Annotated in this window: 9 protein-coding genes; 8 read left to right on the top strand and 1 reads right to left on the bottom strand. The window is 64.5% G+C overall.

Annotated elements, in window-relative coordinates:
- Positions 1-135: 135 nt before the first annotated feature.
- The 3 genes from ACVWVY_RS37380 (at position 136) to ACVWVY_RS37370 (ending at position 3,617) form a co-directional block, all read left to right on the top strand.
- Entirely contained in the window at positions 136-396 is a 261-nt protein-coding gene (locus ACVWVY_RS37380; RefSeq protein ID WP_456631100.1) for a hypothetical protein, read from the top strand.
- Between the two features lie 402 nt (positions 397-798).
- Positions 799-2,937, top strand: a complete 2,139-nt coding sequence (locus tag ACVWVY_RS37375) for a VTT domain-containing protein (RefSeq protein ID WP_456631099.1) — start codon at positions 799-801, stop codon at positions 2,935-2,937.
- Complete coding sequence (locus ACVWVY_RS37370; RefSeq protein ID WP_456631098.1) at positions 2,934-3,617, top strand: endonuclease/exonuclease/phosphatase family protein; 684 nt, start codon at positions 2,934-2,936, stop codon at positions 3,615-3,617. Before ACVWVY_RS37375 ends, ACVWVY_RS37370 begins: the two co-directional genes overlap by 4 nt.
- Positions 3,618-3,651: 34 nt before the next feature.
- Here ACVWVY_RS37370 and ACVWVY_RS37365 read toward each other — a convergent pair whose 3' ends face one another.
- Entirely contained in the window at positions 3,652-4,581 is a 930-nt protein-coding gene (locus ACVWVY_RS37365; RefSeq protein ID WP_456631097.1) for a dihydrodipicolinate synthase family protein, read from the bottom strand.
- Between the two features lie 113 nt (positions 4,582-4,694).
- Here ACVWVY_RS37365 and ACVWVY_RS37360 point away from each other — a divergent pair, with 113 nt between their 5' ends.
- The 5 genes from ACVWVY_RS37360 (at position 4,695) to ACVWVY_RS37340 (ending at position 11,475) form a co-directional block, all read left to right on the top strand.
- Entirely contained in the window at positions 4,695-5,882 is a 1,188-nt protein-coding gene (locus ACVWVY_RS37360) for a CaiB/BaiF CoA transferase family protein (protein WP_456631096.1), read from the top strand.
- A gap of 80 nt (positions 5,883-5,962) precedes the next feature.
- Positions 5,963-6,904, top strand: coding sequence for an alpha/beta fold hydrolase (locus ACVWVY_RS37355; RefSeq protein WP_456631095.1), 942 nt, complete (start codon positions 5,963-5,965; stop codon positions 6,902-6,904).
- Positions 6,905-7,236: 332 nt separating this feature from the next.
- Entirely contained in the window at positions 7,237-8,316 is a 1,080-nt protein-coding gene (locus ACVWVY_RS37350) for a tetratricopeptide repeat protein (protein ID WP_456631094.1), read from the top strand.
- Between the two features lie 265 nt (positions 8,317-8,581).
- Positions 8,582-9,661 (top strand): tetratricopeptide repeat protein, encoded by a 1,080-nt coding sequence (locus ACVWVY_RS37345; RefSeq protein ID WP_456631093.1) that lies wholly within the window; start codon positions 8,582-8,584, stop codon positions 9,659-9,661.
- 338 nt (positions 9,662-9,999) lie between these two features.
- Positions 10,000-11,475 (top strand): 1-acyl-sn-glycerol-3-phosphate acyltransferase, encoded by a 1,476-nt coding sequence (locus ACVWVY_RS37340; protein WP_456631092.1) that lies wholly within the window; start codon positions 10,000-10,002, stop codon positions 11,473-11,475.
- Positions 11,476-11,702: the final 227 nt, after the last annotated feature.

Below are 11,702 nucleotides of genomic sequence, written 5' to 3'. Positions count from 1 at the left end.
GCCGGCATCCGCAATAAGGCGAGGTGCCGGCAGTCGAAAGAACCGACGTAAAAATCACCGCCGCGTTTCGAAGACCGCAGACTTGGAAGATCAGCGTTCTCCGTTTCGCCCGCGATGCTCCAGCCGCAGGTCACGATGAACGGAAAAGACAGGCATCCGTCTTCAGGTGTTGCGCTCAGCAAGGACACCATTGCGGGCAGGAGTCCCGGCGGGCGGCTTCGTATGGTGGCGCGTGGCGGCTCGCAGCCGGGGTCCGATGTCTGGATGCTTCTGCTGCCCCCCTGGATGACAGCCGCGATGGCCTCCGGCGCTCCGGTGTTCGTCAATCGCATGGTGCGCCGGTGGATTTCCCGCCAGGCATTCGGCACCGAACGTTTTGCATCGGCGGCCGAGTAGATGGGCCCCGCAATGGCTCTCGGTTCGTCGCAATCGCCTGCGGAGCCGCTCGAGGAACGGCCTGGGCTGTCTCCACCGACCCGCGTCAGGATGAGCGCGCTCGGCGCCGCGCGATGCCCAAATCTCGCCGGCAGGGAAGGGACCGTCATTGGCACGGGCCGTTATCGCAGCACCGTCCGCGTCATGTTCGACGGCTTCAGGTCGGCAACCTCATTGCACAGCACCTACCTCGAACCCGTGGCCGGGGAAGAAGGTTCTTCCAGCCGGGACCGCCGCTAGTTTTGCGTGATTTCCCGGCAAATTCCGCAAACGTAAACAGCTCAGGTGCAGGAACGGTCTTGGCTGCCAAACGTTTTGCTCATTGATGGCGGGCCTGCGCTCGTGGTCCCGCATTGACATGCCATGTCTTCTTACCCGCCAGTCCTGCCGAGGTGCCGCCTGCTGCAAAGTTCATCCATCCTCATCCCGGGCGACACCGTCTGGAGAAGGTGCAAGGCAGGGCGGCTGGCTATTCTCAACGACGCGGCCGTGTATTTCGCCGCTTTGCGGGAAGCGCTGCTGCTCGCAACGCGGCAGGTCTACATCATCGGCTGGGACATCCACAGCCTGACCCACTTTGTCGGGCCGTCCGGGCAGGCCGACGATGGCTATCCGGAGCAGTTGGGCGCGTTTCTGAAAGCGCTGCTGAAAGCGAAGCCAGACCTGCGGATCAATGTCCTGATCTGGGATTTCCCGGCCCTCTATGCCGCGGAGCGGGAGTGGAGTTCAGCCGCCAAATTCACGTCGGACGCGTCGGACCGGCTTTGCTTCTGTTTCGATTCCAGTCTTCCGTTGGGCTCCGCGCAGCACCAGAAGATCGTCGTGATCGATGGTGCGCTTGCCTTCGTCGGCGGTCTCGACCTCACGATCCGGCGCTGGGACACCAGCGCGCACCAAGCCCATCATCCGCTGCGGACCGATCCCGACGGCAAGCCCTATCCGCCGTTTCACGACGTGCAGTGCATGGTGGACGGCGAAGCAGCCGTCCGTCTGACGGAGGTGGCGGAGAGCAGGTGGCGCGCCGCCGGCTGCACGGTCGAAATCTCAGCGGCGGTCACCGGAGAGCGCTGGCCCGCCTCGGTGCCGGTGCAATCCCGGGGAATGACGGCGGGCATCGCCCGGACCGAGATAGCAACAGCGAGCGAAGCCGGCGCGAACGAGGTCGCGCGGCTGTTCGAGGCCTCCATCAACGCGGCCGATCGCTTCATCTACATCGAGAACCAGTTCACCAGCGCCACCGATATCGCGCGCCTGCTGGCGCAGCGGATGCTGGATGTGCCGCAGCTTCGTGTTCTGATCGTCACGCCGAAGATGCATTCGTCCTGGTTCGAATCGCAGGCCATGCAGAGCGGGCGCGGCGGATTCATCGCAGAATTCGTGGCGGCCGGCGTCATGGACCGGGTTCGCTTTCTCTATCCATCGATACGGGATGGGATGCAGGCCACAGCCGTCATGGTGCACAGCAAGGTGATGATCGTCGACGACCGCATCCTGCGCGTGGGCTCGGCCAACCTCAATAACCGCTCGATGGGGGCCGACACCGAATGCGATCTGGCCTTCGAGGCGACGTCCGAGGCGCATCGGAAATATATCGCCGGGCTTCGCCGCCAGCTGATCGGGCATTTCTGCGGCGTCGATGAACAGGAAATCGCTGGCAACGAAACCGATTTGTTCGGATTTCTCGACCGCCTGCCGGACGGCGGCGGACCAAAATCGCTGCAGCCGATCGACCCGGCTGCAACAGTCGGCAGCATGGCAACCGTCGTGCAGCCCGTCGCCGACCCCCGAGAACCCCTTCACCTCGACCGCGCCGCCAATCGCATGTGGACGGCGAGAACCATTTTGGCGGTATCCGGCTTTGCCGCGGCGCTCGCCGGTCTCGCGCTGGCCTGGCAGTACACGTCGCTGCGCGATTTCACCGACATCGGCTTCGTCTCCTCGGTCATTTCGCACCCCGCGCGGGCGCAATTCGCGCCGCTATTCGCCATTGCCGCCTTCGTCGTCGGTGGGCTGCTGGTATTTCCGGTGCTGGTCTTGATCGCCGCCACGGCAGCGGCGCTGGGGCCGTGGATGGGTTTCTTCAGCGCGGGCGTCGGCGTGCTGCTCAGCGCACTCGCGCTGTTTTCGATCGGCCGCGTGCTGGGCCAGGCGCGCCTGCAGCGGCTGCTCGGGCGCCGCGCCGCGCGGGTTCAAGGCCGCATCATCGGCAAGGGGGTCGTTGCGGTCGCCATGATCCGGATGGTTCCGATCGCCCCGTTCTCGATCGTGAACGTGGTGGCGGGCGCCAGCAAGCTGAGCCTGCGCGATTTTATGCTCGGCACCGTGCTGGGCATGGCGCCGGGGATCGCTGTCATGGCCGCACTCGGCGCGCAGATCGCGGATCTCGCCAGAAACGCCTCGTGGACAAATGCGGTGCTATTGGCGCTGGCGGTCGCAGCCTGGATCGCGCTGTGTCTTGGCGTGCAGTTCCTGGTGACGTGGATGGCGGGGCGACGAACGTGACGGGCACGCTTCGCATCATGACGTGGAACGTTCACGGCATCTTCCACCTCAATCCGGGTTTCGATCTGGACGGCGTTTGTTCGATCATCCGCCACTGGTCTCCTGATGTCGTGGCGCTGCAGGAGGTCGATTCGCGTGGAAGAACCGACGATCCCTTTGCCTTGCTGGCAAAGGCCGTCGGCGACCACAGCGTCGATGCGAGATCGATCGTCACCGAGGATGGCGACTACGGACAGGTGCTGCTCAGCCGCTGGCCGTTCGCCGAGCCGCCGAAAATTTCCGACGTCTCGTATCAGGAACGGGAGCCGCGCCGGGCCATCGCCGCACGCATCTTGTCGGATCATGGCGAGGTCAGGGTCATTGCCACCCATCTCGGCTTGAGCATCCATGAAAGGCAAGCGCAGGCCCATGCCCTGATCGGCCTGGTGGAGCCGACGCGGACGCTCGTGCTCGGCGATTTCAACGACTGGTTCTGGGTGAAGTCGGTGAGGGGCGTGCTGGCGCGGATCTGCCCGGTCCGAACGCGGCTGCGGACGTTTCCCTCCCGATTGCCGATGATGCGGCTCGACCGGATCTATGCCTCGCGCGATCTGACGATCCGCTCGGCCTGGACGGATCGCAAGGCGCGTGCGTATTCGGACCATCTTCCCGTGATTGCGGATGTCGCGTTTCCGGAATAGCGCGTCTGCATCAGGCGGGCTTGTCCTTGCTCGATTACCGGCCCCAGCGCAACACCACGGGATCGAGCTGGCGGGCGATTTCAACGAGACCCGCGCGCGCCGCAGGGTGAACCTTTTGCAGGGGATGCCGAACCGCGTCCGAGCCGATCACGCCGCCTTCCTTCATCAGGATCTTGGCGGCCTGCAAGCCGCACTGGCGGTTCTCGTAATTGATCAGCGGCAGCCAGCGCGCATAGGCCGCCATCGCTTCCTCCCGGCGCCCCGCCAGATACGGATCGACGATTTGCCTGATGCCATCAGGGTAGCCGCCACCCGTCATGGCGCCGGTCGCGCCCGCATCGAGATCGGCCATCAGCGTGATGGCTTCCTCGCCGTCCCAGGGCCCTTCGATGCTGTCGCCGCCGGCCGCGATGAGGTCGCGCAGCTTCGCCGCCGCCATCGGCACCTCGATCTTGAAATAGCTGATGTTCGCAATTTCCCGCGCCATGCGGGCCAGCAGGTCGACCGAAAGCGGCGTCCCGGCAACCGGCGCATCCTGGATCATGATGGGAATGTCGATGGCGTCAGACACGGTGCGATAGAAGTCGAAAATGGCCTTTTCCGGCACGCGAAAAGTGGCGCCGTGATAGGGCGGCATGATCATCACCATCGCAGCACCGGCGTCCTGGGCCTGGCGGCTGCGCTCGGCGCAGATGCGCGAGCCGAAATGCGTCGTCGTCACGATCACGGGGACGCGGCCGGCGACGTGCTCCAGCACCGCATGCATCACCTGTTCGCGCTCGGCGTCGGTCAGCACGAACTGCTCGGAGAAGTTGGCCAGAATGCAGAGGCCATTGGAGCCGGCGTCGATCATGAAATCGATACAGCGGCGTTGCCCCGCAAGATCGAGATCCCCACGCTCGTCGAAAATGGTCGGAGCGACGGGAAAAACACCGCGATAGGGCCGTTGTGCAGTCGGGGTCATTCTGAATGTTCCGTTCGGGCGGGATCAGTGATTGTATGTTCGTCTAATTCATTATCAACATGATAGAAAGCCCGGCACAATTGGGCAGCCAGGCAAGAACAAGGAAAAGATCGATGGGGGGAGTTCTGGAGGGCGTTCGCGTTCTCGATTTCGGGCGCTATATCGCGGGGCCTTATTGCGCGACCTTGCTGGCGGAATTCGGCGCGGAAGTCATTCGCGTGGAGAAACGCGACGGCAGCGAGGATCGTTTCGTGGCGCCCGTCGGCGAAGGCGGCGAGGGCGCGCTGTTCCTGCAGGTCAACCGCAACAAGAAATGCATCACGCTCGATCCGATGAAGCCGGAAGGCCAGGAGGTGATGCGCCGGCTGGTCGCGACCGCAGCCGTCGTCGTCGCCAACCTGCCACCGCAGACGCTGCGGGCGATGAAGCTCGATTATGAATCGCTGAAGGCGATCAAGCCGGACATCATCCTGACCACCGCGACGGCTTTCGGCGGGCCGGGACCGTGGTCGGACCGCGTCGGTTTTGACGGCGTCGGACAGGTGATGTCCGGCGCGGTCTACATGACGGGCAAAGGCGATCCGCCGTACCGGGCGGCGGTGAACTGGGTCGATTTCGGCACCGCGCTGCATTGCGCGTTCGGCACGCTCGCCGCGCTGATCGAGCGCGGCAAATCCGGGCGCGGGCAGATCGTCGAGGGTGCGCTGCTGGCGACCGCGCTCTCCTTCACCAACGCAACGCTGATCGAGCAGGCGGTGATATCAGCCAATCGCGTTCCGACCGGCAATCTCGGCCAGACCGCCGCGCCTGCCGACATCTACCGCACCAGGGACGGCTGGGTGCTGTGCCAGGTCACCGGGCACCCGCTGTTCATCCGCTGGGCCAAGTTGATGGGCGAGGCGGATCACTGGCTGAACGACCCACGTTTTGCCGACGATCTCAAGCGCGGCGACAACGGCCCGGTCATCAGCGAGCGGATGGCGCGCTGGTGCGCCGAGCGCACCACGCAGGAAGCGGTCGATACGCTGGGCAAAGCGATGATTCCGGCTGGCCCGGTGCTGAGCCCGCAACAGGCGCTGGAGCATCCGCACATCCGCGCCACCGGCTTCATGCAGGACGTCGATTATCCCGGCTTGCCAAAGCCCGCGCCGACGGCGCGCGCCGCGGTGCGGCTGTCGGAAACGCCAGGCGAAATCGTGTCGCGCCCGCCGACGCTCGGCGAGCACACCGATCGCGTGCTGGCCGATATCGGTTACAGCGCAGATGCCATCGCCGCGCTTCGCAACAACGGGATCATCTAGATGCAGCGGCCGCCGTCCCGGCGCCCTGTTGGTTGCCGTCAGGTGGTTCTTCGCCAAACCGCGGCCTGGACATCAGCTCCATGACGCTGCTGTCGATACCGGCCAATCCTGTTCCGGAGGGTGCGCTGGCCGGAACGATCGCGACACCGGATGGCGCCACGTTGCGTTTTGCGCGCTGGGCGGCGCTGGCCAACGGAAGGGGCACTGTCTGCGTCTTCACCGGGCGTGGCGAGTGCATCGAGAAGTATTTCGAAACGGTGCGGGATCTGCGCCAGCGCGGTTATGCGGTGGCTGTCATCGACTGGCGGGGGCAGGGGCATTCCTTGCGCCGGCTGCGCAATCCGCTCAAGGGCCATGTCCACAATTTTTCGGAGTACCAGATCGACGTAGCGGCCTTCGTCAAGCAGGTCGTGCTGCCGGATTGTCCGTCGCCCTATTTTGCACTGGCCCATTCGATGGGTTGCGCGGTCCTGCTGCATGCCGCGCATGCCGGCCTCGAGGTGTTCGAACGCTTCGTGCTCTGCGCGCCGATGATCGACCTGCCGCGTCCGCGCGCATCGCTGGCGATGCGCGGCCTGCTGCGCATGCTGCGCGCGGCCGGAATGGGCGGGCGGTTTATTCCAGGCGGCAACGTCGACCTGTTCAAGTCAACCGGCTTCCCCGGCAATCCCCTGACCTCGGATCCGCGCCGCTATGCCCGCAACGCGGCGATCCTGGAGGCCGACCCAACGCTCAGGATTGCGTCGCCGACCGTGGCCTGGCTCGACGCGGCCTTCGCCGCGATGGCCGAGTTTCGTTCGCCGGAGTTCGCGGAGCGGATTCGCCAGCCGGTCTTGATGCTCGCGGCAGGCGACGACACCATCGTATCGGTCCCCGCCATTGCGGCATTTGCCCGCCACCTGCCGGCCGGATCGCATCGCGTAATCGCGGGCGCGAGGCACGAAATGCTGCAGGAAGACGATCGCTATCGCGCGCAGATCTGGGCCGCATTCGACGCCTTCATGCCGGGCCAGGGCGTGTAGTCATAAATTCGGCCACGTCCGCTATCGCTCCGATAGCGAGCGCTTTTGTGCACACACAGCAAGTGACCCGAAGTGCCCAGGCGCCGACTTTCGCGCCTCGTCGCGACCTTGGCAAAATGCTCAGGAAAGACATCCAGCAATGTGCCGGCTCCTCGGTGGGTGCGAGGCGATTAGATACAACTTTAGCGTTTGCGTTGAAGGGAATTTGAGCCGCGGCGTGGTTACCTCGGTCGTATCGGAACCGGAGCTGAAGATCGATGCACTGCCGTAATGCCCTCGTCGTCGCATGGGTCCTTGGCGCGATGTCGTCAGCATCGGCTGTCGAATGCACCATGGGTCAAGTTGCGATCGACTCGGCGTCGGTCATCACGCCCTGCGGCGAACTGCTCGCCGCGAACAACTTGTCGGATCGCGACCGTGCACAGGCGTATTTCGTTCGCGGGCGCGGGTATCACCGCACGCAGCGCCTCAATGAGGCAGCCGAAGACTACCGCGCGGCCTTTGCGCTCGACCCGAAGAACGAGGAAATCCTCGTCTCATGGTCGAATGTCGATGTGCGCCTGCGGCGCATGGGCGACTACAAGAGGCGGGTCGAGCAGGCTTACGCGCTCAATCCGCAGAACCCGCGCGTGCTCAGGGCGGTCGGCATGCTGCTGCACAACATGGGGGAGCTCGACAAGGCGTTCGAGTTCTACAGCAAGGCGATCGAGGTCGATCCGACCGAGAGCTTCGCACTTTATATGCGCATGCGTGAGTATCGTTTCAGGCGCAATTTCGCGGAGGCGATTGCGGACGCGAGTGCGCTCCTCGCCATTCCGCCGGCCAGGCTCAACGACGGGCAGGGCTTTCTCGACTCGGACGGGATCATTCGCGATTTCCGCGTCGTCGCGCTGCTTGAGCGTGCCTATAGCTACCAGGATTCCGGTCGGCTCGATCTTGCCGAAAAGGACTACGACGCGGCGGTCGATGCCGGGCATTCGGCGCCTGCGCTCGTCGCACGGGCGCATTTCCTCGGCTTCTACGCCCAGCGCCAGGACGACGCGCTGCGCGACCTCACCGAGGCGGTGCATAAGGAGTCGCGAAACTACAAGGCTCTCCATGCGCTCGGCATTTCACTTGCGGGATTCAAGCGCTTTGAGGAGGCCTTCGCGGCCTTCGATGCCGCCGTGACGGTGCGCCCGGATTACGCGACAGGTTTGATCATGCGAGCACGCATGCACCGTCAGTTCGGGCGCACCGATGCGGCGGTGCGCGACCTGAAAACGGCGGTCTCGCTGGATCGAAGCGAATTGGACGAGTTGATGAACGCGCTACGCCACGCCGGCTACTGGAGCGAGCCAGGACTGCCGAGCGGACAAACACGGGAGCTCGATGACGCCATGCGTGCCTGCATGATCGATCCCCAATGCTAGCCGAGGACAGGATGCAAAGCAGAGCCGTATTCGTCGTTGCCTTCCTTCTTTTTTCCAACGCCGCCGCGCTCGCGGAGAGCCGGTCGGCCTGCCAATCCATGCCGCGGCCGCATGCGGGTTCGTGCGGCACGGCGGTTTTGCACGGCACGCTGCGGAACAATGGGTCATTCACGCAGGCATTTGCACGCAGCCTGTGCCTGCGGAGGGCGCCTGTCTGCACCGGTGCGATCAACTACTCCACCTGGCAGCAGTGGGCGTCGAACCAGTGATCGGCCGCCTTGCGCTCGCTGCGTTCGCGCTCGCTCTTGCCTCGCCCGCCCTGGCGAGGGACCCCATCGGCACGGCCGGCTCGTTCCGTTCGGTCGGGTGGGCGCAGTGCCGTGCGCCGTACGAGGAATGGAAGCAAGGCGCGTGCGACCCCGCGCCGGTCGATGCCACGCTGCCGGGCCCGTCGCTCGCGCGCGCTCATATCGAGCGGTCGGTTGCGTTGCTTGCGCAGACGCGCACGGATGAAGCGCTCAAGGCGGCGAATTCGGCGGTGGCCATCGATCCGACGAATGTTTCGTCACTGACATTTCGCGGGCGACTGCTCTCAACGCTGCTGAAGCTCGATGCGGCCGAACGCGACCTCAATGCCGCCCTGATGATCGAGCCGACCAATCCGGTGCTGCTTGCCTCGCGCGCGGAGGTGCTGCTTAACGCCGGGAAGGGGCTCGACGCGCTCGCGGACATCACGGCGGCGATCGCGCAGCGGCCCGACGACACCGACATGCTGTCGATCAAGGCACGCATCCACATGAGCCGCGATCAAGTCGATCTCGCGGAGCGCGACCTCGAACATGCGGTTTCGCTCGACCCCGGCGATCGCCGCACGCGGCTGATGAAGGCGCAGGCGCAGTTTCGTCTCGGACAATTCACGGGCGCCGTCGATGACGCGACGCAGACGCTCGCAATTGCGGTGAGCGATCTCATGGCGCGTGAGACACGGGCGCTCGCGCTGATCGCCCTCGATCGGCAGGCGGAGGCGATCGAGGACCTGAATGTGTTGCTCGGCCCGCCCGGCCAGCCGACGACCGCCGTCGCCCTGCGCCACAATCGCGAGATCCTGTTCCAGCGCGCGCTGCTGCTGGCGCAACTCGGCAAACGCGAGGATTCCAACCGCGACATCGAGGTACTGATGCTCTCGGGCGGCAAGCAGGCGATCCTGCGTGTGCAACTCTACCTGCGCCGCAACGGCTTTCCGGGCGTCCGCATCGACGGCGAGCGCGACACTGACTTCGACAATACGCTCAGGAACTGCGTGCTCGACCGTGCGTGCGGTCGCGGTATCACGCGGCACATTTGAGCGCCCTGCGTCGATCGAGCCGGTTTTACCTGTGAAGTCACCCCTCCAGATGTCCGAAGCCGCATTCGGGCGGGGGCCGGATAGCTGGTGACTGGGAGTGGGCTGGAGGTCATTTTCGACGGATTCAGCGAGGGAGCGTGTCCGCGACGCGTTACGACAAGCTTGCCGCCAGGGCCTGGTTCACACGAACGCCGCCGATAACGCGGTTGCGAACATGCGGGATATCGGCCGGTCTCGAGGCTCGGAACGCTTGTCACGGTGGAGTTCCAGACCGTATCGTGATGCCGCGGAGCTGCGACGCGCGGGCGGCGCGGGCGAGGCGGGATCGGGGTCTTTGCATGGGGTCGCAGGTAAGCTTGCCGCTCTGGGTCGTCCTCCTGATGACGATCCTCGCGATCTCGGCGGCGCTGGATCGCATCCTCATTCCCAGCGTGCGCTGGGCGCTGCGCCGGCGCGCCAACCGTGCCATCGAGGAGCTCAATACCAAACTCAAGCTTCGCATTCAGCCCTTCAAGCTGACCAAGCGCCAGGTGCTGACCGATCGTCTGGTGTTTGACCCGGAAGTACTGCGGGCGGCGGAGGAATATTCGCTCCAAACCGGCGTGCCGAACGAAGTCGCGATGGAAAAGGTGCGGCGCTACGCCCGCGAGATCGTTCCGGCGTTCAGCGCCTATGCGTATTTTCATGTCGGGACGCGGATCGCGCGGGCGGTTTCCCATATGCTGTACCGGGTGCGGATCGGCGTCCGCAACAACGAGGCGCTGGCCGCCGTCGATCCCGCCTCGTCGGTGATCTTCGTCATCAATCATCGCTCAAACATGGATTACGTGCTGGTGACCTATGTCGCCTCGACCTCGTCGGCGCTGAGCTACGCCGTCGGCGAATGGGCCAAGGTCTGGGGCCTCAGCAGTTTGATCCGCTCGATGGGCGCCTATTTCATCGCGCGAGATTCCGGCGAGGCGCTCTATCGCAAGGTGCTTTCGCGCTATGTTCACATGGCGACAGCGGCGGGCGTCACGCAGGCGATTTTCCCGGAGGGCGGGCTCAGCCGCGACGGCAAGCTGCGGCCGCCGAAATTCGGGCTGTTGAGCTACATGGTGGCGGACTTCGATCCGCACGGCCCGCGCGACGTGGTGTTCATACCGGTCGCCGTCAACTACGACCGCGTGCTGGAAGACCGCATGCTGACCTCGGCGGCCAATACCGAGCCGGGGAAGAAGCCGGTGTTCGGCTTCAACGCGGCTACGTTTGCGCGGCATTTCTTCCGCCATCTCTGGCTGGCCATGTGCGGCGAGTGGTATCGCTTCGGATATACCTGCGTCAGTTTTGGCGTGCCGGTGTCGCTGCGAAATTATGTCGAGACCAGGAAGATCGATTTTCGCGTTCTCGCAGCCGAGCCGCGCCGCGTCGAGGTCGAAAGGCTCGGCAACGAATTGATGGAGGCCGTCGGCCGCGTGGTGCCGGCGCTGCCGGTCTCCCTGGTCTCGACCGCTATCCTTGCGGCTGGCGACCAGCCGTTGACGCTGTTCGAGATCAAGGGCCGCGTGTCAACCTTGATCGGCGAACTCGAACGGCTCGGAAGTTATGTTCACATCCCGCGCGCCGACCGCGACTACGCCATCTCCGTCGGCCTGCGGATGCTGACGCTGCGCCATCTGGTGATCGAGACCGACGACACCTGGCGCGCCAACCCGAAGGAACTCGTGCTCCTGCACTACTACGCGAACGCGATCGTCCATCTGTTCAAGGGCAGTGAGACGGATGACGGCGGCGATGTCGCTGCGCAGTGGACGGAGAGAGTTGCTCCTCCGTAGGGTGGGCAAAGGAGCGATAGCGACATGCCCACCATCTATCGTCAGTCGTGCGGCTCGAGGTGGGCGCGCTTTCGCTTTGCCCACCCTGCGCACCGCAGCAAATAACTTCGGATTTTCAGAAATCGTGTCAAGTCCGGAATCAAAAAATATTCCGCTTTCGTTCTCGTCCAAATCAGTCCCATAACTCCGCCCGTCTCACGGCAGATGAGGGGCGTTGGCCATCGTCA

This window comes from Bradyrhizobium sp. URHC0002 (genome assembly GCF_054059515.1).
Note: the sequence above shows the minus strand (reverse complement) of the source record. Positions and strands in the feature narration are given on the sequence as shown.

Excerpts from the sequence above, each read along its gene's own strand:
- ACVWVY_RS37360 (WP_456631096.1), top strand. The coding sequence starts at position 4,695 with ATGGGGGGAGTTCTGGAGGGCGTTCGCGTTCTCGATTTCGGGCGCTAT.
- ACVWVY_RS37365 (WP_456631097.1), bottom strand. The coding sequence starts at position 4,581 with ATGACCCCGACTGCACAACGGCCCTATCGCGGTGTTTTTCCCGTCGCT.
- ACVWVY_RS37350 (WP_456631094.1), top strand. The coding sequence starts at position 7,237 with ATGGGTCAAGTTGCGATCGACTCGGCGTCGGTCATCACGCCCTGCGGC.
- ACVWVY_RS37355 (WP_456631095.1), top strand. The coding sequence starts at position 5,963 with ATGACGCTGCTGTCGATACCGGCCAATCCTGTTCCGGAGGGTGCGCTG.
- ACVWVY_RS37340 (WP_456631092.1), top strand. The coding sequence starts at position 10,000 with ATGGGGTCGCAGGTAAGCTTGCCGCTCTGGGTCGTCCTCCTGATGACG.
- ACVWVY_RS37380 (WP_456631100.1), top strand. The coding sequence starts at position 136 with ATGAACGGAAAAGACAGGCATCCGTCTTCAGGTGTTGCGCTCAGCAAG.
- ACVWVY_RS37375 (WP_456631099.1), top strand. The coding sequence starts at position 799 with ATGTCTTCTTACCCGCCAGTCCTGCCGAGGTGCCGCCTGCTGCAAAGT.